This window comes from Ralstonia mojiangensis, from assembly GCF_023955645.1.
Lineage (GTDB): Bacteria > Pseudomonadota > Gammaproteobacteria > Burkholderiales > Burkholderiaceae > Ralstonia > Ralstonia mojiangensis.
The window spans coordinates 805,595-831,368 of record NZ_JAMXHU010000004.1 but is presented as its reverse complement, the minus strand read 5'-3'; the positions used below and the strand labels follow the sequence as shown (position 1 = coordinate 831,368).

The 25,774-nt window shown below is 65.4% G+C and carries 21 protein-coding genes; 4 read left to right on the top strand and 17 right to left on the bottom strand.

The genetic code is table 11. The features are described from left to right. Positions 1 to 3: 3 nt before the first annotated feature. From NG898_RS20375 to NG898_RS20330, 10 genes are all read right to left on the bottom strand, one after another. On the bottom strand, positions 4 to 396 hold the full coding sequence (locus tag NG898_RS20375) for a RidA family protein (protein ID WP_027679568.1): 393 nt from the start codon (positions 394 to 396) through the stop codon (positions 4 to 6). A gap of 27 nt (positions 397 to 423) precedes the next feature. Then, positions 424 to 849 carry an acyl-CoA thioesterase gene (locus NG898_RS20370; RefSeq protein WP_252694119.1) on the bottom strand — a complete coding sequence of 142 codons (426 nt, stop codon included), beginning with the start codon at positions 847 to 849 and terminating at the stop codon, positions 424 to 426. After that, a complete protein-coding gene (locus NG898_RS20365) occupies positions 846 to 2,462 on the bottom strand; it encodes an AMP-binding protein (RefSeq protein WP_252694118.1) in 1,617 nt (538 codons plus the stop codon). Before NG898_RS20365 ends, NG898_RS20370 begins: the two co-directional genes overlap by 4 nt. A gap of 43 nt (positions 2,463 to 2,505) precedes the next feature. Next, positions 2,506 to 3,681: an acyl-CoA dehydrogenase family protein gene (locus tag NG898_RS20360; RefSeq protein WP_252694117.1), complete on the bottom strand. Its 1,176-nt coding sequence runs from the start codon at positions 3,679 to 3,681 to the stop codon at positions 2,506 to 2,508. Position 3,682: 1 nt separating this feature from the next. Beyond that, the gene (locus NG898_RS20355) at positions 3,683 to 4,543 is read right to left on the bottom strand and encodes an enoyl-CoA hydratase family protein (RefSeq protein ID WP_252694116.1); all 861 of its coding nucleotides are present in this window, start codon (positions 4,541 to 4,543) and stop codon (positions 3,683 to 3,685) included. 17 nt (positions 4,544 to 4,560) lie between these two features. Further along, positions 4,561 to 5,136 (bottom strand): MarR family winged helix-turn-helix transcriptional regulator, encoded by a 576-nt coding sequence (locus tag NG898_RS20350; RefSeq protein ID WP_252694115.1) that lies wholly within the window; start codon positions 5,134 to 5,136, stop codon positions 4,561 to 4,563. Further along, on the bottom strand, positions 5,133 to 5,915 hold the full coding sequence (locus tag NG898_RS20345) for an SDR family NAD(P)-dependent oxidoreductase (protein ID WP_252694114.1): 783 nt from the start codon (positions 5,913 to 5,915) through the stop codon (positions 5,133 to 5,135). The genes NG898_RS20350 and NG898_RS20345 overlap by 4 nt, the downstream gene beginning before the upstream one ends. Position 5,916: 1 nt before the next feature. After that, a complete protein-coding gene (locus NG898_RS20340; protein ID WP_252694113.1) occupies positions 5,917 to 8,280 on the bottom strand; it encodes a bifunctional salicylyl-CoA 5-hydroxylase/oxidoreductase in 2,364 nt (787 codons plus the stop codon). Positions 8,281 to 8,416: 136 nt separating this feature from the next. Next, entirely contained in the window at positions 8,417 to 9,232 is an 816-nt protein-coding gene (locus tag NG898_RS20335; RefSeq protein ID WP_252694112.1) for a dienelactone hydrolase family protein, read from the bottom strand. A gap of 27 nt (positions 9,233 to 9,259) precedes the next feature. Next, positions 9,260 to 9,712 (bottom strand): tautomerase family protein, encoded by a 453-nt coding sequence (locus NG898_RS20330; protein WP_252694111.1) that lies wholly within the window; start codon positions 9,710 to 9,712, stop codon positions 9,260 to 9,262. A 97-nt stretch (positions 9,713 to 9,809) separates the two neighbouring features. Here NG898_RS20330 and NG898_RS20325 point away from each other — a divergent pair, with 97 nt between their 5' ends. Both NG898_RS20325 and NG898_RS20320 read left to right on the top strand, forming a co-directional pair. After that, complete coding sequence (locus NG898_RS20325) at positions 9,810 to 10,781, top strand: GlxA family transcriptional regulator (protein ID WP_252694110.1); 972 nt, start codon at positions 9,810 to 9,812, stop codon at positions 10,779 to 10,781. Between the two features lie 110 nt (positions 10,782 to 10,891). Further along, positions 10,892 to 11,581 carry a DUF2076 domain-containing protein gene (locus tag NG898_RS20320; protein ID WP_252694106.1) on the top strand — a complete coding sequence of 230 codons (690 nt, stop codon included), beginning with the start codon at positions 10,892 to 10,894 and terminating at the stop codon, positions 11,579 to 11,581. 109 nt (positions 11,582 to 11,690) lie between these two features. On the opposite strand, the gene NG898_RS20315 is transcribed toward NG898_RS20320, so the two are convergent. Beyond that, the gene (locus tag NG898_RS20315; protein ID WP_252694104.1) at positions 11,691 to 12,596 is read right to left on the bottom strand and encodes a LysR family transcriptional regulator; all 906 of its coding nucleotides are present in this window, start codon (positions 12,594 to 12,596) and stop codon (positions 11,691 to 11,693) included. Between the two features lie 118 nt (positions 12,597 to 12,714). Between NG898_RS20315 and NG898_RS20310 the strand changes: the two genes are divergently transcribed. Then, a complete protein-coding gene (locus NG898_RS20310) occupies positions 12,715 to 13,305 on the top strand; it encodes a flavodoxin family protein (protein ID WP_252694103.1) in 591 nt (196 codons plus the stop codon). Between the two features lie 94 nt (positions 13,306 to 13,399). Here the strand turns inward: NG898_RS20310 and NG898_RS20305 are convergent, their stop codons facing one another. Both NG898_RS20305 and NG898_RS20300 read right to left on the bottom strand, forming a co-directional pair. Further along, complete coding sequence (locus NG898_RS20305; protein ID WP_252694102.1) at positions 13,400 to 13,753, bottom strand: hypothetical protein; 354 nt, start codon at positions 13,751 to 13,753, stop codon at positions 13,400 to 13,402. Between the two features lie 697 nt (positions 13,754 to 14,450). After that, complete coding sequence (locus tag NG898_RS20300) at positions 14,451 to 16,841, bottom strand: hybrid sensor histidine kinase/response regulator (protein WP_252694101.1); 2,391 nt, start codon at positions 16,839 to 16,841, stop codon at positions 14,451 to 14,453. Between the two features lie 267 nt (positions 16,842 to 17,108). Between NG898_RS20300 and NG898_RS20295 the strand changes: the two genes are divergently transcribed. Then, entirely contained in the window at positions 17,109 to 18,230 is a 1,122-nt protein-coding gene (locus NG898_RS20295) for a sensor histidine kinase (protein WP_252694100.1), read from the top strand. A gap of 103 nt (positions 18,231 to 18,333) precedes the next feature. On the opposite strand, the gene mctP is transcribed toward NG898_RS20295, so the two are convergent. From mctP to NG898_RS20275, 4 genes are all read right to left on the bottom strand, one after another. Beyond that, positions 18,334 to 19,842: a monocarboxylate uptake permease MctP gene (gene mctP, locus NG898_RS20290; protein ID WP_252694099.1), complete on the bottom strand. Its 1,509-nt coding sequence runs from the start codon at positions 19,840 to 19,842 to the stop codon at positions 18,334 to 18,336. Continuing rightward, a complete protein-coding gene (locus NG898_RS20285; RefSeq protein WP_024978098.1) occupies positions 19,842 to 20,021 on the bottom strand; it encodes a DUF3311 domain-containing protein in 180 nt (59 codons plus the stop codon). Before NG898_RS20285 ends, mctP begins: the two co-directional genes overlap by 1 nt. 438 nt (positions 20,022 to 20,459) lie before the next feature. Continuing rightward, positions 20,460 to 23,561 carry an autotransporter family protein gene (locus tag NG898_RS20280; protein ID WP_252694098.1) on the bottom strand — a complete coding sequence of 1,034 codons (3,102 nt, stop codon included), beginning with the start codon at positions 23,559 to 23,561 and terminating at the stop codon, positions 20,460 to 20,462. Between the two features lie 833 nt (positions 23,562 to 24,394). Beyond that, entirely contained in the window at positions 24,395 to 25,771 is a 1,377-nt protein-coding gene (locus tag NG898_RS20275) for an MFS transporter (protein WP_420803710.1), read from the bottom strand. Positions 25,772 to 25,774 lie beyond the last annotated feature (3 nt).

The following is a 25,774-nucleotide window of genomic DNA, read 5'->3' as shown; positions in this document are numbered from 1 at the left end:
CGACTAATCCGGCACCACGGCCGTCACCTCGATCTCCACCTTGGCCCGGTCCTCAACCAGCGCTGCCACCTCCACTGCCGTCATCGCAATGCTGAAGCTGCCGATCAGCTCGCGGAACGCCTTGCCGATCTCGGGGTAGGCCGCCACGTAAGCCTTCTTGTCGGTCACGTACCACGTCATGCGCACGATGTGCTCGGGCTTGGCGTCGCCGGCGGCAAGTACCTCGACGATGTTCTGCAATGCCTGACGGACCTGACCGGCCAGGTCATCGGTATGGAACACGCCCTGCGCATCCCAGCCGATCATGCCTGCCACGAACACCATGCGCCCGCGCGCGGATACACCGTTGGCATAGCCCTTGGGGCGCGGCCAGTTAGGGGGGAGGAGTACTTCCATGATGCGATTCCTTCTAGTTCTCTAGTTCTATTGCGACTGTTGAACGCTCGCCTCGATCGCCTGCCGCACATCGGGCGGCATCGGCATCGCGCGATGCGTATTGAGATCGGTAAATACCAGCACCTGCTGAGAGCGCACGCGCCGCTCGTCGCCCGCCCAGCAATCCAGGCCTAACGTGAGCGACGCATTGCCGAGCCGCTCCAGCTTCAGCTTGAACTGCACGTCGTCGCCCATGCGGCTGATGGCACTGAACTCGCAATGCAGCTTGACGATGGGCAGGCCGATGCGGCGCGGGCCCAGCATCTGCGCATACGAAACACCCAGGCCGTCGGTAAACCAGTCTTCGACCAGGCCATTGAACAGCACGAGGTATTGCGGAAAGTAGACGATGCCGGCCGGGTCGCAATGCGCAAAGCGGATGCGCGCGGCACGCTCGAAGTGGTAGCTGCTCATGATTTTTCGTGTTCGCGCAGGCGGTAGCGCAGCAGCTTGCCGACTTCACTGCGCGGCAGGTTCGTGCGGAACTCGATGGCGCGCGGGTACTTGTACGGCGCGACGGTCTGCTTCACGAAGTCCTGCAGTGTCTTGACCATCTCCGGCCCCGCCGTGTGGCCAGCGTGCAATACAACGAAGGCTTTGACGATCTGCCCGCGCTCTTCGTCGGGCTCGCCGATCACCCCGCACTCGGCCACGGCCGGGTGTTGCATCAGCGCGTCTTCCACCTCGGGCGCGGCAATGTTGTAGCCCGACGAGATGATCATGTCGTCGGTGCGCGAGTGGTAATGGAAGTAGCCTTCCTCGTCCATCACGTAGGCATCCCCCGTGAGGTTCCAGCCGTTGCGCACGTAGGCGCGCTGGCGGTCGTCGGCCAGGTAGCGGCAGCCGGTCGGGCCTTGCACAGCCAAGCGGCCCACCGTGCCCGGCGGCACGGGGTTGCCGGCGTCGTCCACCACCTGTGCGACATAGCCGGGGACGGCCTTGCCGGTGGCGCCGGGGCGCACGTCGGCATCGGCGGCGGAGATGAAGATATGCAGCATCTCGGTCGCGCCAATGCCGTCGATCAGCTCGATGCCGGTGGCGTTCTTCCAGAGCGTGCGTGTGGCAACCGGCAGCGCCTCGCCTGCCGACACACAGCGGCGCAGCGGCGTGGCACGCAGCTCGTCTCCGCGCGCCGCGATGTTGCGGTACGTGGTGGGGGCCGTGAACAGCACCGTCGCGCCAAACGTGCGGATGCCATCGACCAGATCGTTCGGCGATGCCTTCTCCAGCAGCACCGTTGATGCACCCATGCTCATCGGAAACAGCAGCAGGCCGCCGAGCCCGAACGTAAACGCCATCGGCGGGCTGCCGATGAAGATGTCGTCCGCGCGCGGTTGCAACACATGCGGCGGCCAGCACGCGCAAATGGCGAGGATGTCCCGATGAAAATGCATCGTCGCTTTCGGCACGCCCGTCGTGCCCGACGTGAAGGCGAGCAAGCACGTGTCATCTGCCGCCGTATCCACGTTGGTGAAGGTGGCCGGCTGGCGTGCCATGGCGGCCTCCAGCCCTTCCGGCGTGTCATCGTGAAAACACAGCATCTGCACCGGCTTGGCGGCTTGCGCCACGGCATCGCGCAACTCGTCGACGAGCTGCGCATCGCACAGCGCGAAGCCGATCTCGCCCTTGCCCAGGATCTGCCCAAGCTCTTTGGCGCGCAGCAACGGCATGGTCGTCACCGCAATGCCGCCCACCTTCATCACGGCAAACCAGCAGGCCGCCAGCATCGGGCTGTTCGGCGAGCGCAGCAGCACGCGGTTGCCCGGCACCACGCCCATCTCATTGACCAGCACGTTGGCGATGCGGTTGGCGTGTTCCTGCAGATCGGCGTACGTCCAGCGGATGCCGGGCGCCTGGATGCAGAGGCGGCCGCCCTCGCCTGCAGCAACACGGCGGTCTAGCAGTTCGGTTGCGCAGTTGAGCTGCGGCGGAAACTGCAACGCCGGCAGGTCGAAGCGGTACACCGGTTGCAGCTCCGCCGGCGGCAGCCGGTCGCGGGCGAAGGTGTCGATATGGGCGCTGGGCATGGAAGACTCTCCGTCTCTAGCGTGGACGTGGGCGTAGGCGTGTTCAGGACTTGGCGGGCGCCGCCGCACGCAGCAGTTCGCGCGCGATGATGAGTTGCTGCACTTCCGTCGCGCCTTCGTAGATTCGCAGCGAGCGGATCTCGCGGTACAGGCGTTCGACCGGCTGTTCGCTCACCACGCCCAGGCCGCCCCACATCTGCACGGCGGCGTCGATCACCTGCTGCGCGTTCTCGGTGGCGGTCAACTTGGCCATGGCGGCCTCGCGCGTCACGTTGCGGCCCTGGTCGCGCTGCCACGCGGCGCGGTATGTCAGCAGCGCGGCGCTGTCGATGGCGGTCGCCATTTGCGCGAGCTTGGCCTGCGTCAGTTGGAAATCCGCCAGCACGCCGCCGAACATCTTGCGGCTGGTGGCGCGCGCCAGCGCTTCGTCCAGCGCCCGGCGTGCAAACCCCAGCGCGGCTGCCGCCACCGACGTGCGGAACACATCGAGCGTTCGCATCGCCACCTTGAAGCCCTCGCCTGCTGCGCCCACACGCTGGCTGGCCGGGATGCGGCAGTTGGTAAAGCGCAGGCGCGCCAGCGGGTGCGGCGCAATCACGTCGATGCGCTCCGCAATCTCAAAGCCCGGCGTACCGGCTTCGACGATGAACGCGCTGATGCCGCGCGAGCCCGGCGCCTCGCCGGTGCGGGCAAACACGACGTAGAAGTCGGCGATGCCGCCGTTGGAAATCCACGTCTTCTCGCCGTCGAGCACGTAATCCGTGCCGTCCTCACGCGCGGCGCAAGCCATGGCCGCGACATCGGAGCCGGCATCGGGTTCGGACAGCGCAAACGCAGAGATGGCCTCACCACGCGCGACCTTCGTCAGATAGCGCTCGCGCTGCTCAGGCGTGCCGTGCAACGAAATCGCGCCCGACCCCAGCCCCTGCATCGCAAAAGCAAAGTCGGCCAGGCCGGAATGGCGTGCCAGCGTCTCGCGGATCAGGCAGATGGCGCGCGTGTCGATGCTCTCGGCCGCGCCGCCGTGCGCCGTGCCGCCCACGGCGTGGCGCAGCCAGCCGGCCTGCCCGAGCGACTTGACCAGCGCACGGCACTCGGCATCCACATCGGGGCCGTGGTCGTGCGGGATGTTTTTCGTGGCCCAGGCGTCGAGTTCGGCTTCGAGCTGGCGGTGCTTGTCTTCAAAGAAGGGCCATTGCAGATAGTCTTTGTCGCTCATCTCAGTTCCCCTCGAATACCGGCTTCTGCTTGGCGACAAACGCGTGATACGCGCGCGAGAAGTCTTCGGTCAGCATGCAGATGGCCTGCGCCTGCGCTTCTGCCTCGATGGCCTGCTCGATCGTCATCGTCCATTCCTGGTGCAGCATCGTCTTGGTGATGCCGTTGGCGAACGTCGGGCCGGCGGCCAGGTCGGCAGCCAGGGCTTGCGCTTGGCTCAGCACCTCGGCCGGTTCGCACAGGCGGTTGAAGAAGCCCCAGCGCTCACCTTCTTCGCCGCTCATCGAGCGGCCGGTGTAGAGCAGTTCGCTCGCACGCCCCTGCCCGATGATGCGCGGCAGGATCGCGCAGGCGCCCATGTCGCAGCCGGCCAGGCCGACGCGGTTGAAGAGGAACGCCGTCTTGCTACGCGCCGTGCCCAGGCGCAGGTCGGAAGACATTGCCAGGATGGCGCCCGCACCGGCACACACGCCGTCAACTGCAGCGACGATCGGCTGCGGACACGCGCGCATGGTCTTCACCAGCTCGCCCGTCATGCGCGTGAACATCAGCAGCTCGGGCGCCTTCAGTTGCACGAGCGGGCCGATGATCTCGTGCACGTCGCCACCCGAGCAGAAGTTGTCGCCCGCGCCGGCCAGCACGATGGCCTTGACGTCGTCCGCCCACTTGAGCTGATGGAACAGGTCGCGCAGCTCGGCGTACGAATCGAACGTGAGCGGGTTCTTGCGCTCGGGCCGGTTGAGCGTAATGGTGGCCACGCCGCCTTCCACGCTCCACAGGAAATGCTTGGCTTGATAGCCCGCCAGCGGCCGGCGGTTGCCGGCCAGCAGGGCCGGGTCCACATGGTGATTCAGGTCCGTCATGGTTGGGTCGTGTTCGTTCAGGGTTGATCTTCGCGGGCGTCCAGCTCTTGCTCGCGCTGCGCAAGGTGCACGCGCAGGTGGCCGAGCTGCGCATACAGCGCGTCTTTGTTGGCCATGCCAAGGCCGTCGAACATCTCGATCAGCCAGCGTTCGTGCTCGGCGGCCATCTCGGCAAAGTGCCGACGGCCGGCGTCCGTCAGCAGCACGCGAAAGGACCGGCGATCATCCGGATCCGCCTCGCGTTTGACAAGCCCTTCCTTCTCCAGCTGGTCGGTCAGGCCGGTGACGTTGCCGCCGGTCACCATCAAGTAGCGCGACAGCACATTCATGCGCAGGCCGTCCGGATGCCGGTCGAGCTGCGCCAGATAGTCGAAGCGCGGGAGCGTGGTGTTGAAGCGCGTGCGCAGGCGCTGGCGGATCTGCTGTTCGATCTGCGTGCTGCACGCCAGGAGGCGCAGCCAGATCTTGACGTCCACGTGGTCGTCCACATGCGCGCGGGCTTCCAGGCCGATACGTTCGTCGCCCAGCGCGCGCACGACAGCGTGGTGGCCTGAGGCGCGCGTGGCCAGCGCGGTTTTGCGTGGTTTGCTCACATCACCTCCCCGCCGGATACCGAGATGGCCTGACCGGTAATCGAAGACGCGCCATCGGAGCACAGCCACACCACGGCATTCGCCACTTCGTCCGGCGTGATCAGCCGGCCTTGCGGGTTGCCCTTGACCAGCTCGGCCCGCGCTTCTTCCGCGCTGCGGCCGGTGCGAGCGACGATGCGATCGATGCTCTCGCGCGCGATGTCGGTTTCCGTATAGCCGGGGCAGACTGCGTTGACGGTGACGCCGCGCGTCGCCAACTCCAACGCCAACGAGCGCGTCAGGCCGATCACCCCATGCTTGGCCGCCACATACGCCGACACATACGCATAACCGCGCTGCCCCGCCGTGCTGGCAATGTTGACGATGCGGCCGCGGCCCGACGCCTGCACATCGGCCAGCGCCGCCTGCGTGCACAGGAACGTGCCCGTCAGGTTGACGGCCAGCATGCGCTGCCATTGAGCAAGCGTGGTCTTCGCAAACGGTGCGCTCTCCGCCTGTCCCGCGTTGTTGACGAGGATGGAGATGGGGCCGAGCCCCGCGCGTGCGGATTCGAATGCCGCTGCCACACTCGCCTCGTCGGTCACATCGCACGTCACGACCTGCGCGCGGGCGCTGTCGGGCAACGTCTTTGCGGTGGCTTCCAGCACGTCGGCGTTGCGGCCCATCAGCGTGAGCGTGGCGCCTTGCGCCGCGAGTTGCTTGGCAATCGCAGCGCCAATCCCGCGCCCTGCGCCGGTAACGACGGCGTGGTGCCCGGCGAGCATTGCAGGGGTCGCCATCTCAAACCCCCTGCATGCGGTTGGCCTGCTCCAGCGGAGACAGCCCCGCCGCCTGCGCCGCCATGGCGCGCTCGCGCTCCAGGTTGCGCTCCAGCTGCAGCTTGCCCGCGCGGTACTGCTTGGGCCACGGCATGTCGAGATAGCCGATGCGTGCGGCTTCGTTCAGCGTCCAGGCCGGATTGGCCAGGTGCGGACGCGCCACGGCGCATAGGTCGGCACGACCGGCAGCAATGATGCTGTTGACGTGGTCCGCCTCGGAGATGGCGCCCACGGCGATGGTGGCGATGCCCGCCTCGTTGCGCACGCGGTCGGCAAACGGCGTCTGGAACATGCGGCCGTACACCGGCTGTTCCTTCTTGCTGACCTGGCCCGACGAGCAATCGATCATGTCGGCGCCTGCGGCCTTGAAGATGCGCGCGATCTCGACCGCATCGTCCGGCGTGATGCCGCCTTCCACCCAGTCGTGCGCGGAAATGCGCACCGACATCGGCTTCGTGCTCGGCCACACCTCACGCACGGCGTGGAAGACTTCCAGCGGAAAACGCAGCCGGTTTTCCAGCACGCCGCCATATTCGTCATTGCGCTGATTCGTCAGCGGCGAGATGAACGACGACAGCAGGTAGCCGTGCGCGCAGTGCAGTTCCAGCCAGTCGAAGCCGGCTTCCGCCGCCAGCCGCGCCGAATGGACAAAGTCATCACGCACGCGGTCCATGTCGTCGCGCATCATGGCGTGCGACCACTGGCTCACGCCATCCAGATACTGCTGTGGCGATGCGGAGATCAGCGGCCAGTTCTGCCCATCTTCCAGCGGCAGATCGATGCCCTCCCACGCCACGCGCGTGGAGCCCTTGGCACCGGCATGGCCGAGCTGGATGCCCAGCTTCGCATCGCTGTTGGCATGCACGAACTGCACGATGCGCGCCCAGCCGTCGCGCTGGTCGGTGTTCCACAAACCCGGGCAGCCCGGGGTGATGCGCGCATCGGGCGATACGCACGTCATCTCGGCCATCACCAGGCCGGCACCGCCCATGGCGCGGGCGCCCAGGTGCACGAGGTGATAGTCCGCCGGCTGGCCGTCTTCGCACGAGTACTGCGCCATGGGCGACACCACCACGCGGTTCTTGAGCGTGACGCCACGCACCGTGAACGGCGTGAACATCGGCGGCACCGGGCCGTGCTGCGGGCCGCGCGGTGCGCCTGCCTGCTCGGCAATCCAGTCTTCAAACGATTCGAGATAGCGCTTGTCGCGCTGGCGCAGGTTTTCGTGGCTGATGCGCTGGCTGCGCGTGAGCAACGAATACGCAAACTGCTCGGTCGGCAGGTTGGCGTAGCGGTCTACGTTTTCAAACCACTCCGTCGAGTTGCGCGCCGCGTTCTGGATACGCAGCACTTCCACGCTGCGCACCGCCTCGTAGTGCTCAAGCGCGGCACGCAAATCGCCGGGGTGCTGGCCGATGCTGCGCGCCAGTTCAATCGAATCTTCCAGCGCCAGCTTGGTGCCCGAGCCAATCGAGAAGTGCGCCGTGTGGGCGGCGTCGCCCATCAGCACCACCGGCGTGTTGTGCACATTGGTATGCACCCAGTGCCGGCAAACCACGCGCGGAAACCGGATCCACTGCGCAGAGCCCCGCAGGTGCGTGGCGTTGGAAATCAGCTTGTTGCCGTCGAGGTACTTGGCGAAGAGCCGCTCGCAATACGCGATGGCATCTTCCTTCTCCATCGTTTCCAACCCCGCGGCGCGCCATACCTCCTCGGGTGCCTCGACGATGAAGGTGGAGGTCTCGTCGTCAAAGCGGTACGCATGCGCCTGGAACCAGCCGTGCTCGGTCTCTTCAAACGCAAACGTGAAGGCCTCGAACAGCTTGTGCGTGCCGAGCCAGACAAAGCGGCAGCGTCGTGTGTCGATATCGGGTTGATACGTGGCGGCGTACTTGGTGCGGATGCGGCTGTTCAGGCCGTCGCTGGCAATGATGAGGTCGGCATCGGCATAAGCGGTGTCATCTTGCACATCGGTTTCAAAGACGAGCTTGACGCCCTCTTCCTCGCAGCGTGCCTGCAGGATGTTCAGCAGCCGTTTACGGCCGATGCCGCAGAAGCCGTGCCCGCCCGAGCGCACGACCTGCCCGCGGATGTGGACTTCAATGTCGTCCCAGTGGTTGAAAGCGTCGAGGATCTGCGCGGCGCTCTTGGCGTCGGCGCGCTGCAGGTTGCCCAGCGTCTGGTCGGAGAACACCACGCCCCAGCCGAACGTGTCATACGGGCGGTTGCGCTCCACCACGGTGATGTCGTGCGACGGGTCCTGCAGCTTCATCAGCAGGGCAAAGTACAGGCCGGCCGGCCCACCACCAATACAGACAATCTTCATGACAACGGCTCCGCATTTGATGCGGTATTACCTTAGTCATGAATAGTTTAGTTGTAAAGCAATTTGCTCAGACGTTGCCCCGGGGTTTACACCGAACCGGGCGGCGCCGGGCTCACACCCGCATGTGAGCCCCCACTCAGCTCAGGCGCTGCCGGAAGAACGCCAGGATCTCGTCGCGGGCCGCCAACGTGGGCTCGCCGGCGGCGTCGATCAGGTGGGCGGTCACCACGCTGTGCGGACAAGGCACATGCTGGGCAAAGAACGGCGGCGGATTCGGGTGCGCAGCGCTGTCGGGCAGCACGCGCGCCGCAAAGCGCGGGCCCAGCGCCTGCGCATACGCAGCAAAGCGCTCGGCACGGCAGAAGCGGTCGCCCTCAAACCGATAGGCCAGCACGGTCAGGTCTTCCTGCTCCAGCCGCTGGCGCACGGCGGCCGCTTCCTCCGGCGCAATCTCGATCCCGCCCGGCGCGTTCAACGGCAACGACGGTTGGCACAGCACGGGCGCCAGCATGGCCGGCTCCAACATCATCGTCAGCGCAAAATTGCCCGTGAAGCACATGCCGATGGCGCCAACGCCCGGGCCGCCGCACTCCGCATGCGCCAGCCGCGCCAGCGCGCGCAGCCATTGCGTGACCGGGCTCGACTGGTTGGCCGCAAAGGCGCGGAATTCTGCGCTCACGCACGCATGGCGGAAGACCTCCGCGCCCGCATCCGCCTCGGGCACCGCGCCATCGCGCCCGAACAACGACGGCATATAGACCGTCAGCCCCGCATCGCGCACCCAGCGCGCAAACCGCGCCACATGCGGGCTGATGCCCGGCATCTCGGCCATGACGATCACGCCCGGGCCTGCGCCAGCCACGTACACGGTCTTGGTGATGCCATCCAGCGTGATCTGGCGGCGCGTGAAGTCTTCCAGGCGGTCATCCTGCTGCGGGGGCTGGCTTGTCATGCGTGGGCTCCGTTGGAGTGGCGTGGCTCAGGCGACGAGGTGCTGCAGGTGTGCATAACCCGCCGCCCTAGCGAAATCGGGCAACGCCCACAGCGCACCGTTTACGCCCCAGGTGCCGTCGGCCACGTCATGCAGCATCACGGAGGTCACCACGCGCCGCGCATCAGCGGCCGGCAACGCCTGCGCAAACGCTTCGTGCATCTGCTGAACGAAGCGCGCACGCGCATCGGCATCCAGCACACCCGTCGGCACGTGGGCGATGGCCAGGCACGGCACCACCTGCGTTGTCACGTCCACCCCGCCGCACCACCAAGAGGCGGCCGGCACGTCTTCCATCACCACCCAGGTTGTCGCCCGCCGGCGCGGATCATCGGGGATCTGCTCGGCCTGCGCCGCAGCCTCGGTGATGCGGCGTGCGAGCGTCGCGCGTGCGTCGCCGTCAAAGGTGTTGGCAGGAATCTTGACCAGGATGTTCGGCATGTGGGCACTCGTGAGCGTTGTTGACATGCCTGCATTGAACCCCCGCAGCCGCTAGACTGGCAGTGTCGATTTCGACATCTTTCGGGCAACTTTGGTCATGGCCGATTTCACCATCCTCGTACTCTCGGGCGCCTACGCCACCAGCGTGGCAGCCACGCTGGACATCTTGCAGGCCGCGTCGACACTGGCCCCGCGCATCAAAGCCCCACGCCCCACGTGGCGCGTACTCTCAGCCGACGCGCCCAGCGTGCAGCTCAGCAACGGCATGCAAGTGCAGGCCACCGCGCTGCCAAAACGCCCGCGCCCCGATGGCAGCACCTGGATCGTGCCCGGCCTGGGCCTGGACCATGCCGAGATGATTGCCACGCGCCTGGCGCAGGACGATGCCCAGCGGGCAGCGCGCGCCCTTGCCGCGCACGTGGCGGCGGGCGGTCAGGTTGCGGCATCGTGCTCGGCGGTGTTTCTGTTGCAGGCGGCGGGGTTGCTGCCTGGGCGCTGTATCACCACATCCTGGTGGTTGGCCGCCACGTTGCGGCAGTGGGAACCCGCATGCACCGTCGACGCAGACCGCATGGTGTGCGCCGACGGCCCGGTCGCCACCGCCGGCGCCGCCTTTGCGCAGACCGACCTGATGCTCCACCTGCTGCGCACGCGCTTTGGCGTGGCGCTGGCCGATGCCGTGGGGCGCGTGCTGCTGATCGACGGGCGCCACGCGCAGGCGCCGTTCGTGGTGCCCGCCATGCTGGCCAACGGCAATGCGCTGATTGCCCAGCTGGTGGCACGCATTGAAGCCGCCCTGCCCGACCCGCCCAGCGTGCAGACGCTGGCCGACGAGCTGGCCATGTCGCAACGCACGCTGTCGCGGCACGTGCGCGAGGCCACCGGCAGAAGCACCCTGGCCCTGGTGCAGAGCGTGCGCTTGAACCGCGCCCGCATGCTGATCGAATCCAGCCGCATGACCATCGACAGCGTGGCCGAAGCCGTAGGCTACGAAGACGCCACCGCGCTGCGGCGCCTGATGCGCAAAGTGTCGGGCGCCAACCCCAGCCAATACCGCCCGGCCGTCTAGGGGCCTGGGGTTACAGGCCGTTACACAAGAAGCTGCCGGGCCTTAATTTTCGTTTAAGACTTGACGCCTACCTTGGTCACGTCGCACCCACCCAGACAGGACCCCACACCATGTCCCCGCAAGAACAGCAAGCGCTGGAAAACTTCCTGGCCCAACTGACGCAAGCCCGCGCCGCAGCCAAGGACCCGCAGGCCGAAGCCCGCATCCTCGACGCCGTGGCCCGCCAGCCGGACGCGGCCTATCTGCTCGTGCAGCGCGCCATGCTGCTCGACCAGGCGCTGACCTCGGCGCAGGCGCAAATCGCCACGCTGCAGAACCAGTTGCAGGCGGCGCAAGCCGGCCGCAGCGCGTCGTTCATGGACTCGGCCAACAACTGGGGCAGCCACGCCGGCAGCCCGACGCCCACGCCCGCATACGCTCCGCAGCAGGCCGCCCCGGCGCAGATGCCGCAGATGCCGCCGCAAGCCCAACCGGCGCCGGCGCAACCGGCGCGCTCGGGCTTCTTCAGTGGCGGCCTGGGCAGCACGCTGGGCAGCGTCGCGACCACCGCAGCCGGCGTGGCCGGCGGCGCGCTGCTGTTCCAGGGCATCGAGAACATGTTCCACCACAACAGTGGCGGTGGCGGCTTCTTCGGCCAGCAGCCGGTGATGGGCGGCGCCACGGAAACCGTCATCAACAACTACTACGACAACGACAGCGGCACGACCAACACCGCGTCGCGCGACGACAGCCTTGGGCTGATCGACGACAGCGACCTGGGCGGCAGTGATTACTCGGATGACGATTCGACGTTGAGCTGATCGCGCCATCCGGCGTTATGGCCGGCGGTGCCACCGCCGCTCGGGGCCTCCAGAGATGGCGGGAGGCCCGTCACCCAAGTTGATGTAAGCAGGCCACCGCCCGCAACACTCACTCAAGATAAGGCTTCAACAGCCCTTCGATCCAGGCCATGAAAGCCCGAACGCGCGGCGACAAATTGCGCCGATGGGCCACCACGAACGACGCAGGCAGCGGCTCCGGGCGCAGGTCGGGCAGCACTTCCACCAGCGCACCGCTCTGGATATGCGGCGCGAGCGCGGTGTATCCCGCCTGGATCAATCCAATGCCCGCCAGCCCGGCGGCGTGATACGTCTGCACGCTGTTGACCTGCATGGCACTTGGCAGCGGCAGCCACGCATAACCGTCGCCGTCGGGGTATTGCCACCCGGCGTGTCTGGCGCCAAGCGTGAGCGTGTAATGCACCATCTGATGCCCCTGGCTGAGCAGATCTTCCAGCGTATGCGGGACGCCATACCTTTCCAGATACGCGGGGCTTGCCGCATTCGTCATGCGCAGCTTGCCGAGCGGCCGCGCAATCATCGTTTCATCGGTGACGGGCCCGAAACGGATCACGCAGTCGAAGCCTTCCTGGACGATATCCACGCGCCGATCCGTGCTGGAAAGCTCCAGTTGCAGCTCCGGGTGCGCCGCCATCAATTGCGGCAACGCAGGCACCACGACGCTACGTGCCAGCTCGGTCGGCAGATCAACGCGCAACCGCCCGCGTACCGGCCCGCCGTTCGCCAGGAACATCGATTGCAATTCCTGCGCTTCGGCCAGCAGGTCGCGGGCGCGTGCATAGAATTCGCGGCCGTCTTCGGTCAGCTGCACGCTCCGCGTGGTCCGGTGCAGGAGCGCGACACCCACATCCCGTTCCAGCGTGCGGATCACCGTTGAGACACGTCCCTTCTGAATGCCGAGGCTTTCCGCCGCGCGCGTAAAGCTCGTCATTTCGGCCACACGGGCAAAGATCAACAGCGCGTCGAGGTTTTGCATTGTTCATCCGGTGAAGAACAGAACGTTCAAATTGGCGTCATTTATAGCGCCGCCACAGCTCGGTACAGTGGCCTCCCATGTCGTCCGCAGCGGACCACGTTCACAATAGGAAGCCACCATGACTGAAACCACCACCCCAGCAAAAACGGCCGTCGTCTACCACTCCGGCTACGGGCACACCGCCCGCTTGGCAAGCGCTGTTGCCGAAGGCGCCGGCGCAGACCTCATCGCAATTGATGCTGAAGGCAATATCTCCGAAGACGCCTGGGCCACGCTCGCAGCAGCAGACGCCATCCTGTTCGGCTCGCCGACCTACATGGGCGGGCCGAGCTGGCAATTCAAGAAGTTTGCAGACGCTTCGTCGAAGCCCTGGTTCGAAGGCGCGTGGCAAAACAAGGTCTTCGGCGGCTTTACCAACAGCGCCAGCATCAATGGCGACAAGCTCAACACGCTCGAATACTTCGTTCTGCTCACGGGGCAGCACGGCGGCATCTGGGTCAGCATGGACATCAAGCCTGCGAACGTAAAGACCTCCAAGCGCGACGACCTGAACCGCATGGGATCGTACATCGCGCCGATGGCGCAGACGCCCGCCGATGCGTCGCCGGAAGAAATGTCGTCAGGAGACCTTGAAACCGCACGCCGCTATGGCGCACGGGTGGCGCTAGTTGCGGCGCAGCTTCGCGCGGGGCGGGCGCAGGTGCGTTGAAATGATCGCCCGTGAGGACGCGAACCGACGGTAAAGTGGCCGCCGGTGACGCTTCCGGCGGCCGTCGACTGATGCGGAATGCGTCAGCCCATCGTTACTGCTCGCTATAGCCACGCCGCTCAATGGCGGCGAGCACATCCCATGCTTGCGGATCCACGTCCCGGCCTCCAAGCGACATCGACACGTACACATCGATCGCGTCCACAAAGCCCTTCACGAACGCAGGCGGAAGACTGTGCGCCGAGAAGTGCTGAAGCTGCTCACGCAGCATGCCGGGCCGGCATTGACCATGGGAACACATCGCGGTGCGCGTGCGTTTGAGGTAGGCCTGCCCAGCGAGCGCGCCGTTCAGGTAAATGCGGTTCTTGGTAAGGGCGCCTGCGGCCGATGACGTGACCTCGGCGCGAGGGGCGAAAGGCGGTGGAGAAGGGTATGAAGCGATTGGCATGGAGCCTCCTTGGGTAGTTGGAGACCCGCCGCTCATTTCCACGTGAGGGTGGCGGGCCCGACAGCGGAGGTGGAAAACTGACACCCAAGGAAGCCAGCCAGCCCGTAGGCTGCTCCGCCCGGCCCGCCATAAAACAAGCGTGCGTGAGCGTCTCGGACAACATGCTGTCCGCCTTGGGTCAATGTCGGGTTTCCACGCCCGGCCACCGTTGGTGCGGCAGCGGGAAGGATTATAGCGACGGGGCTGGCAGCGCAGGTCTGATTTGCGGGGCGTCGCTCCAAATGCGCCACGACTCACCTCCAAGCCCTCGCGGTCCACTCCCCGACTCCCAAGCTTGACCTTCAGACACTCGAGCGCCAAGCTCGAAGCCCCACGCTCGACCCTCAAACACTCGATCTCCACCCTCCGAGTGTCGCGCATCACCGTCCGACACTCGCGCGCCACAGTCTGAGCCTCGCGCTCGGCTCTTCGAGCTTCAAATCTTCGACCTCGGAGGGTCGCGTTCCAGCCTCGGACAGTCGATCGCGACGGTCGGAGGCTCGCGCTCCACAGTCTGACCCTGACGCACGACTCTCGGAGGTCGAAAATTTCGAGCAAAAACAGCGGCTTTCCACGGTCTGAGTGCCGTGCGTGACCCTCCCACCGTGGAAGACGGGCCTCAGAGGGCCGAACGCCGCCCTCAAACCCCTGCACTCGGCTATGTATCGTTGGTCAGCCGCTCTCGCGCCATCATCGATTGCAGTGCGTGCTGCAACTGATCGAGCGTGTATGGCTTGCGTAGCGCAGTCCACCTGAACGCAAAGCGGTCGTGGTTAGGAATCGGGTTGCCGGAGGCGAAGACGACGCGGAGTTCCGGATGCAGTGTGGACGCGCGCTGCGCGAGTTCAATGCCGGACATGTCGGGCATGACCACGTCAGTAAACAGCACGTCAAAAGACCCCGCCTTCAGAGCTGCCAGCGCCTGCGCGCCGCTGGCCGCCTGCTGGGGCGTGATCCCGATCAGCATCAGCAGCTCGCACACCGCGCCACGCAATGAAGCGTCGTCCTCCACCACGAGGATGCGCAGGCGCGCGGGCTCCCACACCGCACCCGTGTCGAGACCGGGCGGCGTGTCGCCCTCATCGGGTCCGGTTGCTTGCACCGCGTCGCTTCCGAGCACCTGACGGATCTTGAAGGCCAGCTGCTGGCGGCTGTACGGCTTGCTCAGCAACTCGACGCCAGGATCGAGCCTGCCACCGTGCACGATGGCGTTCTGCGTGTAGCCGGACGTGTACAGCACCTTCAGCGCGGGCAGGGTCTGCAACGCTCTGCGCACCATCTCCGTACTGCGCACGGCGCCGGGCATGACCACGTCTGTGAAGAGCAGGTCGATATGCACCCCGCTCTCGACCACGGCCAGCGCCTGCTCGGCATTGTTGGCCTTGAGCACGGCATAGCTGAGGCCGCTCAACAGATCAACCACGGTCTCGCGAACCTTTGCGTCGTCTTCCACGACGAGGATCGTTTCGTGGCCATGCTTGAGCGCGCCAGCTTTGACGCGTGCGGGCTCGACCGCCGTGCCGGTGGAACGGGGCAGATAGACACGCACTGTCGTGCCCTCCTCGACCTCGCTGTAGAGCCGGATATGGCCGCCGCTCTGTTTGACGAAACCGTAGGCCATGCTCAACCCCAGCCCCGTGCCCTCACCCTCGGGCTTGGTGCTGAAGAACGGGTCGAATGCCTGCTCCATGACGTCGGGGGCCATGCCCGTACCGGTATCCGTCACCGCCAGCATGACGTACTGCCCGGCCGGAACGTCGGGCAGCGCGACCACGTAGTCGTCATCCAGCGTGGCATTGGAGAGTTCAAGCGTGAGCTTGCCGCCGTCCGGCATCGCATCCCGCGCGTTGATCGCCAGATTCAGGATGACGTTTTCCAGCTGATGCGGATCGACCGCAATATTCCAGAGGCCGCCCGCAACCACCGATTCGATCTCGACCGCTTCGCCCAGTGCCCGGCGCAACAAGTCGTCCATGGCGCGCAGTTGCCGGGCAGGGTTGATCACGACAGGCGCGAGCGGTTGCTGACGGCCGAAGGCAAGCAACTGGGCGGCGAGCTTGGCGCCACGATCAACGGCGTCGATGGCGTTACTGAGCCGCTCGGCGCTCCAGCCATCACGGCCGTGCCGGCTTTCGAGCAGTTCGAGATTGCCCCGCAGCACCTGCAGCACGTTGTTGAAGTCATGCGCAACGCCGCCGGTGAGTTTGCCCAGCGCTTCCATCTTCTGGGCCTGGAACAGCGCCCTTTGCGTTTGCTCGAGCTGCTCGCTGGCGCGTCGCCGCTCCGTAATGTCGCGAGTGATCTTCGCAAAGCCGACCAGCTCACCCTCTTCGTAGATGGCATCGATGATGACGTGCGCGAAGAAACGGCTTCCATCACGCCGTACGCGCCAGCCTTCTGCCTCGAAACGCCCGTCGCGCCGGGCCGTTTCCAGGCCGCGGAACGGCACGCCGGCCGCAACATCCTCCGGCGTATAGAAACGCGAGAAATGCGAGCCGATGATTTCGTCTTCGGTGTAGCCCTTGATGCGCCGTGCCCCGGCATTCCAACTGCTGATATGCCCGTCGGTCGACAGCATGAAGATGGCGTAGTCCGTCACGCCCTGAACGAGCAGGCGGAAGTTGCGCTCGCTCTTCAGCACGGCGTCGTGAGCGGCCTTCTTGTCACTCACATCGCTAATCACGGTACCGAACCCGATCAACGCGTTGGTGCTGTCACGGAGTGCCGTCATGGCGACGTTCGCCCAGAAGAGCGTGCCGTCCTTGCGCATGCGCCATCCTTCCTCGACGTGCCGCCCCGTTTCAGCGGCGGCATGCAGTGCGGTCTCGGGCGCACCCGAGGCTCGGCCCTCCGGCGGATACAAAAGTGCGAACGGCTGGCCAATAATCTCGTCCGGCCGATAGCCCTGCATGCGCTCTCCGCCGGGGTTCCACGTGGAGACAATGCCGTGGATCGACAGCGCAAAGATGGAATAATCGGAGGTCGATTCAGCCCACAGCCGGAGCCATGTAGGGCCAAATTCAGGGGACTGAGAAGCGGCGTCGTTCATTCAATGGGTAGGTATGCGCGAAGCGCCGCAAGCGTGTACCAGCCAAGAACAGCAACTGGCGTGCCCATGGTGGCTCGCTCGTGCACCACAGCGGTCAAGAGTGGGAATCGGAGTGGAATCTCCGCACCCCGCTAGCGACTGGAACGCAGTTTGCATACCCTATGCAGTAATACGGGGCATCGACCCTTTCAACGGTGTGGGCAATGCCCCCCCCCCGGCGCCCCACATCCCGTCTCAACATGGCTTTCGCAACCGTCGAGGAAATCCATGACGCTGTCTGACTTTATCGAGGCAAACCTCGGGCCCCTCATCGATGACTGGACGGAATACGCACGCACGATCAACAGCGGCCGTACCCGCCTTTCTGATTCTCAGTTGCGCAATTCAGCGCGAGACCTTCTCGTCCGGATTGCCGCCGACATGCGCGAGCGGCAGACGCCCGAGCAACAGCAGGCCAAATCGCGGGGCGACCGGGCGCCCTCGGAGTCTGGTTTCAATGAAGCGGCCCATGAACATGCCGACGACCGCCTCTCGCACGGGTTCGACATCAACGATGTGGTGGCGGAATACCGCGCCCTGCGCGCCAGCGTGCTGCGCCGGTGGCAGCAGGATCCACAGTCACACGCGCTCGCACTGCAAGAGATGACTCGGTTCAACGAAGCCATCGACCAGATGCTCGCAGAGTCGGTGCGACAGCACGCGCAGCGCACGGAGCGCATGCGCGACCTGTTTGCCGGCGTGCTCGCGCATGACCTGCGTTCGCCCCTCAGCGCGATCCTGGCCTCTGCTGAAACCCTGCTGCATGACGACGGGCTGTCGTCACGCAGCGTGCGCGCGGTCGCATTCATACAGCGCGGTGCGATGCGCGTGCAACAGATGATCGACGATCTGCTCGTCTTCACCCGCACCCGGCTGGGCGACTTTCTGCCCACGACGTGCAGCCCTCAGGATATGGGGCGGCTGTGCAGCGATGCCATCGACGAAGTGTGTGCGTCTTACCCCGATGCGCAGATCGATCTGCGCCTTGCGGGCGAACTACGTGGCACCTGGGACGGCAGCCGGATTGGCCAGTTGCTGGTCAATCTATTGGCCAACGCGGTGCGATACGGGTCGGGGCGGGTCGCCCTGGAAGCAGCCGGACGCGACGGGCAGATGACGATTGCCGTTTCAAACGAGGGCAACCCCATTCCGCCCTCCGCTTTCCCCACACTGTTCGATCCGCTCACCCGCGCCAATCAGCCCGACCACAGCGGGAGCGCCGCTGGCATTGGGCTTGGCCTGTATATCTGCCGCTGCATTGTGCAGGCGCATCGCGGAACGATCGATGTGCAATCGTCGGAACACGGCACGACGTTTACGGTGCGGATTCCCTGCTCGGTGGCGGCTTGACACGGCCGGCTGCGCGGGCATGCCGGTCGCCCAGCGCTAAAGAAAAAAGCCGGCACCCTGAGGTACCGGCCTTTTCTCTTCGTTTTGCGAATCGCAGCGTCGATCAGCCTGCCTGACGCAGCGTAGCGGCTTCCTCCCCACGCTTGCCCATCAGCAACTGCACCACCACCGCAACGATGATGTTGAAGGCCAGTGCCGCCAGGCCCGTATAGATGGTGTACTTGTCTGCGCCAATCACAAAGGTGTGCACGGGCTTGATGCCGTCGGAGAACGCCAGCCAGCTGCCGGCAATCATGCCCGCTGCCCAGCCGGCCAGCAGTGCCGGCGCGCGGAAGCGGTTCGAGATGTTGAACAACCCGAACACGACCGACGGGAACGTCTGCACGATCCACACGCCGCCCAGCAGTTGCAGGTCCAGCGCGAACTTGGTCGGCAGGAACAGGATGAACACCAGGGCGCCCGCCTTGACGATCAACGAGATCACCTTGGCAACCTTTTCCTCACCGGCATGCGTGAGGTCCGGGGCCACGTAGGGCTTCCAGAAGTTGCGCGTGAACAGGTTGGCCGCACCAATCGACATGACGGCCGCCGGCACCAGCGCACCAATGGCGATGGCCGAGAACGCAAAGCCCGTGAACCAGCTCGGGAACAGCGCGTTGAACAGCGCGGGCACGACGTCGTTGTTGTTGGTGACCTTGATGCCTGCCGCATAAGCCATGAAGCCCAGCAGCGCAATCAGGCCCAGCAGCACCGTATAGGCCGGCAGGAAGACAGCGTTCTTGCGGATGGTGTCTGCACTGCGCGCGGCAAAGATGCCCGTGAGCGTGTGCGGATACATGAACGCCGCCAGTGCCGAGCCAATCGCCAGCGTGGCGAACGGCAGGAACTGCGCAGGCTTGAGCGTCAGGCCCGTGGCACCGCCCTTCAAGGCAAACGCATCATGCGCGGTGGCAAACACCGCACCGTAGCCGCCCAGCTTGGCCGGCACCAGCACCACCGCCACCAGCACCACGATGTAGATCATGATGTCTTTGACGAAGGCGATGAGCGCAGGCGCCCGCAGGCCGGCGGAGTACGTGTACAGCGCCAGGATGACGAAGGCGGCCGCCAGGGGCAGCTCACCCGTCAAGCCCAGGGCCTTGATCACGACTTCCATGCCGATGAGCTGCAGGGCGATGTAGGGCATTGTCGCCACCACGCCCGTGAGCGCCACCGCAAACTCCAGCGAGCGCGAGCCGTAGCGGCCATACACGGCATCGGCCGCCGTGACGTGGCCGTTGGCATGCGCCACCTTCCACAGCTTGGGCATGATCAGGAAGACGATCGGGTACACCAGGATCGTGTACGGCAGCGCAAAGAAGCCATACGCACCCACCGCATACACGAGTGCCGGCACGGCGATCACGGTGTAGGCGGTGTAGAAATCCCCGCCCACCAGGAACCACGTGATCCAGGTGCCGAAATTGCGGCCGCCCAGGCCCCACTCTTCAATGTGGGCGCCCTTGTCGGAGTTGCCGCGCTGCCAGCGCGAGGCGATGAAGCCCATCACCGTGACGAGCGCGAAGAAGAAGATGAAGACCGCCAGCGCAGTCCAGTTGATTTGTCCGTCCATCATTCTTCTCCTTTGCTCTGACCGTTCTTGAAGACGATCCAGATCAGCAGCGAGGTGATAGGCACCCAGAGGAACTGGTACCAGTAGAAGAACGGAAAGCCGAAGAGCGCCGGCATTTCCTGGTTGTAGAACGGCACCCACAGCAGGCCGATGAAAGGCAGCGCGAGCAAGAACTTCATGGGTTGTCTCCTAGTTCGGGGACTTCGGATGTTGTTTTGAACAGGTGAGGTGCCACGCCCGATGCGCGGCCAGACGGATGTCTGAGGGAATGCTTTCCGCCTTTGTTGTTATCCGGCGCACTCTGATCGCGCGCTCTCCGGAAAACCATCCGCACCTGTACGCAGCAGCCACACGTAGTACTACGCAGTAAGCGTAGGCTTTTCGCATGAAATAACCAATCGCTAAGGTGGGTGCGGGTTTCCTAGGGTTTTCACGAATTCCTGTCATGACAGACAACCGAAAAACGCGTGAGCAAAACTCGCAAGCCACCACGGTGCCGCATGGCACCAAGCACAACGGGGAGCCGCAGTGGCTCCCCGTTGATTGTTGTGACGCAGCATAAGCCCTGGCGTGCCCAGGGTTTCTGCACGGTGCAGCACTGCCGCGTTGCGGCCGGCTTACCAGTTCCAGCGCATGCCGAGCTTGCCGTCGTAGCCGTGCAGGCGGCCGTCCGAGCTGATCTGGTAACCCACGCTGGCATAGAACGATGCCGTGCGCGTGAACTGCGCCGTCACACCGGCCTGCATGTCGAGCACGGTGGCGGGCATGCTGGATGTGAACGGCACCCAGCCGTTGGCCGACGAGAACGACGTCGTGCTCGCGCCGCGAAACTCCTGCCACACGCTCGCGCGGAACCACGTTGAGCGCGGACGCTCGGGCATGTCGCCCCAGTCTTTCGCCACGCGCACGCCCACGCGGCCCAGCAGCGATTGCGCATTGCCAAAGCGCACCTGAGCGGCCGGGTCGGTGCCATCGGCCAGGCCAATGCTCTGGTAGATCAACTGCGCTTGCGGCTCGACGCGCCAGCGGTTTTCCAGCGCAATCGGGTAGCCCGTCTCCAGCGACAGCGCATAGCCCAAGCCATGCGATGTCAGCCCGGCCATGCGCGCGGACGATGCCTTGACGTCGTAGCGCGTGCCCTGCGCGACGGCATCGACATACCAGTCGTTCGGGCCGAAGTGCGTCCAATACACGCCGACGGCCGTGGCGTTGATGCCGTTGCTGCCGGCGTTGGCGCCATCCGCGTGTGTGACATCTCCGGTGATGCGGCCGGTGGAGAACATCACGCCGGCGTGGTCGCGGCTGTTGTCGGCGTTCTGCGTGCGGTACAGGTCGCCGCCGAGCTGCACGGCCGCGAGCTGGTAATCGAATGCCGGGCCGTCGACACCATAGATGCCGCCGTCCGACATGCGGCTGCCCTTCTGGCCGATCACGCGTGCCCATGCGCCATTGAACGCCTTGCTGCCGTCTTTGCCGGCATTCGGCACGCCGGTGCGCAGCAGAGTCTCGTCGCCCACGCGCTCGTGCAACGTGTCGAGCATTGCGCGGCTGACCATGAGCGCCATCGACGGCACGGCGGTGTACAGCGATACCTCCGGGCGGTAGTTCGGCACCTCGCGCGCGGGCGGCGTCACCGGATTGACCGTGTTGTTGTTCGGGTCGGTGCTCTCGTTGGGCGTGCGCGGGTCTGGATTGGGGTTCGGATTCGGATTTGGCGTGGGGTCCGGCTCGGGCATCTGACGAGTCGAACGCAAGTACCAGCTGTCGGCCGAGCCCGTGCCGCCACGGTACAGCGTGTACTCATACGGGCCAGCCACCACCGGCGCGGCCAGCGTAAAGGCACCTGCCTGCGTGGTGGCGCCATTCACAGCCGCGATGACCTGGATGCCATTGCCCGTGGTCTGCGCCCCCGCGCCGCCCACGTTGGTCACACGCACGCCGGTGTTGCCTGCGGCGGCGCCGCCCGAGAGCACGAGGCGGTCGGTCGGCGAGTTGTCGGCGCCCAGTTGCGTGTTGAGGGCCAGCGTGCCGCCCGCGCCCATCAAGCTGCCGTTGACTGCCAGCGTGTTGCCCACCCCCGCACCGCCCACCTGCATGACGCCCGTGTTGAACAGCGCCCCGTTGATGGTGAACGTGCCCGTCCCGGCGCCCGCGAGTGCCGGTACGGCATCCGCCACGGCCAGCGTGCCATCGTTGCGCACGCTGCCGCGCACGTTGCCAAAACCGCCCAGCGTGGCGCCGCTATTGACCAGCGTCGAACCCGCCAGCGAGGCACCAGCGTGCGTGGCATCGCCCACCACCAGCGTGCCGGCCGCAACCGTCGTGCCGCCGCCAACGCTGTTGGTGCCGTTCAAGGTCAGCACACCGCTGCCAAGCTTGGTCAGTGCACCGCTGCCTGTGATGCCTTGCGACAGCGTCGACGTAAAGCCTTGCGTATCGATCGTGCCACCGCCCGCGTTGAGCGTGACGGCGCGCGTGGCCGCCAGATCCAGGTTCTGCGTGAGCTGCAGCGTGCCGCCGTCAAACGACACACCGCCGGTGGCTGCGCCGAGTGCGTTGTCGGCGCCAATGGCCACCGTGCCGCCGTTGATGCGCGTGCCGCCTGCATAGTTGTTGCCGCCCAGGGCCGTGGGCGACAGCGTGAGCGTGCCTGCGCCGGTTTTTTCCACCGCGCCCGTACCCGAGATCAAACCCGTGAAGGTGCCGGCATCCGGCTGGTCGAAGCGGACGAGGCCGTTGTTGACGATGGTTGGCATCAGGCTCTGCGCGCGCCCCTGCAGCGTGCCCGCCGCGTCCACGGTGATGTTGCCGGTGTAGGCGGCGTTGTCGCCGGTCAGGACGAGCGTGCCCTGCTGCACGGTGGCGTTCTTTACGCCGCTTACCGTGCCCGTCAGCGTCCAGGTGCCGGTGTCGTTCTTGATGAGCGTCTGGAAGTTGCTGATGTTGCCGGGCAAGGCGCTGTCGCCCGTGCCGCTCAGGTAGATCGTGTTGGCGCCACCACCGCCGTCGAAATTGCCCGTGATGGTCGAGCCCGTGAACAGGCGCAGCGTGTCGCTGCCCCCGGCAAACACAAGATTGCCGACCACCCGGCCCTTGTTGGTGAAATCCACGCTCGCGTTGCCCGCGCTGCCGATCACGTTGCCGTTGGCCTGAATGACGCCGGTCTCGTTGTTGATGATCGTGTTGCTGCCGCTGAGGTTGTCAAACCAGATGGCCGCGGCGGTGCTTGATCGGATCGTGCCGTTGTTGATGACGGTATTGCCCGCGCCCATCACGTTGACGGCCTCGCCATTCTGCTGGCGGCCATTGGACAGCACACTGCCGCCCCGGTCCACCGTGAGCGTGCCATTGCTGCGGAACTCGATGGTGTTGTTGCCGGTGCCGAACAGGCCCGGGCCGCTGGTCGCGTTGTTGCTGACGGTGGCGCCGTTCTGCACGCGGATGTTGGCGTTGTCGCGCAGGCTGATCGCGTTGGCGCTGCCCACGTTGATCGTGCTGCCGGTCTGGACCATGACCGTGCGGTTGTCTTCAGCGGCGTTGTTGCCGGTGCCAACTGTTTGTGACCACGGGTTGGGGGCAGTGGCGCCACACAGGGTGGTGGCGCCCGAGGTAACGCATGCAGCCTTGGCCGCCAGGGCGAACAGCGTCAGGGGCGACGCGACCAGCGCCATGGAAAGCATGCGTTGCCGCTCGCGGCGGCGTTGAGATGTCGTCGGCATATTGATTTCCCGTGCCCGCACGCCGCCGACGACATCTCCGCACACCGCATCACGCTAGACCTACCGCGCTGGACACGACACACAAAGCTCCGCCCGCGGAGCAGACACCGCTCCGAGAAACAATGGTGGATGGATGGAAAAAACGAACTTCCCCGTTCGTTGCCGCCTTTCACCGGGCCGCAGGCGCGCGCGTCCGGTGGGGCTTCGGGCTGCTCTATCGGCGGCTCCGGCCCCGCAAACGATTCAGCTGCACTGTCCCGTTGGGACGTGCATGGCGACATTGCCTTCGTTGCTGGCGTGAATTCTGGGCGGCGGACGCGCACCAAAATTCAACAAATGCAAATGCCTGCTCAGGCAGGGCTCAGCGTGCCGAACGGCTTTTGACGCCCAATATGCGTGGCCGGATTCGACAATTAAAGACGGAATGGATTAATTCACCATCCCGATCAATTCAATCAAACCAAAGCGCTTCTATTGATATGTTTCGCCTTGTTTTTTTATTTGAAAAACAACCTGCTTTGAATTCAACCCATCAAAAGGAAATCGTTTGCCCGAACCCAGAAGATGGCTTGGCTATAAGGAAAACCCGTACACCGGCGCCATATTCAAGCGCTCGTTTCTTTAGAGCAAACACTCAAAACCGTGTGGTGTTTTGAATTTGTTTTCAATCTGACAAAAGAAATACTTGTAAGGTGGCCCTGTCGCACGAATTCACATCCCACTTAGCCCGGCAATCCCCTCGCCGGGTATTTTTTTGGCAGTGCATCCGATGGCCTCGCCTTCGGTCACGCACTGTTAAAGAACCGAGGACATTGGAAAGCGCTTAGTGGCATTCAATGGCGCTCAGCGCCATGCCGCCACGCCACAGCGGCGCACACAAGCTGTACAACGCCCCCGCACAACATGGCCACGCGCAGCCCCGATGCGCCGCTGCCGCACACGGCGTACACCGCCCCCAGGATTGCCACGCCCAGCGTCGCCCCGGTCATGCGCGCCACGTTGACGAGCGCCGATGCGGTGCCGGAACGCTCCGGCCCCACGGCGCCTACCGCCGCGCCCATCAGCGGCCCGGTCGCAAAGCCCATGCCGAGCCCCGTGAGTGCCAGCCCGATGGCCGACGGCACCACCGATGCCGCACCGGCAAAGGCGCCCAACGTAAGCAGTCCCAGCGCGATGATGCCCACCCCGCCCGCCGTGGCCAGCCGCACGCCATGGCGGCGCGCCACCGTGCCCGACATGGGCGACACCGCCATGAAGACCAGCGCCATCGGCATCAGCGCAATGCCCGCGCCAATGACGTTGAAGCGCCCAGTGCTCTGCCACATGAGCGGCAGCAGAAAGAGTGCGCCGTACATGCCGAACGTCATGCCCGCCGTGGCGACAATGGCGCCGCGAAACTCCCGCACGCGAAAGAGATCCAGCGGCACCAGCGCCTCGCCGCCATGGCGCGCCTCTACGCGGATGAACCACACCAGCGCGATGATCGTCACGGCCAGCACGGTTGCCGCCACAACGGGCGCCTGATGCGCTTCGATAGCGGCAAAGGCCAGGCCGCCCAGCGTGATGGCGCCCAACACCTGGGCCAGCGCATCGAAACGGCGATGCGCGGCGTCGGACGATTCCGGCACCACGCGCACGGCCAACGCCATGATGGCCACGCTCACCGGCACCACCACCCAGAACACGGCGCGCCAGCCGAAGTGCGTGACCAGCACGCCGCCAGCCGTCGGCCCAATCGCCATGGCCAGGCCGTTGCATGCGGCCCAGACGCCCAGTGCATGCGCACGTTCGCCCGGGTCGCGCCACACCACCCGCAGAATCGCTAGCGACGCCGGCAGCAGCAACGACGCACCCACACCTGCCATCGCACGCGCCCCGATCAGCCATCCGATCGACGGCGCCAGCGCGCACAGCACCGATGCCACTGAGAACACCGCCGCACCCGACACAAATGCCCGCCGCCGGCCATACAAGTCGGCCAGCAGGCCGCCGCTGAGCAGCAACGCGGCATAGGCGAGGTTGTAAGCGTCGATCACCCACTGCAGCGGGCCAACCTGTGCGTGGAAGAACTGGCCAATCGGGCGCACCGCCAGGTTGACAACGGCGGTGTCGATCTGCGCGACCAACACGGCCATCGACAGCACGCACAGCACCAGACGCTTATGTGTCGCGGTGTTGGCATGCGCGGGTTGCATCGTGATTCCATCCATCTT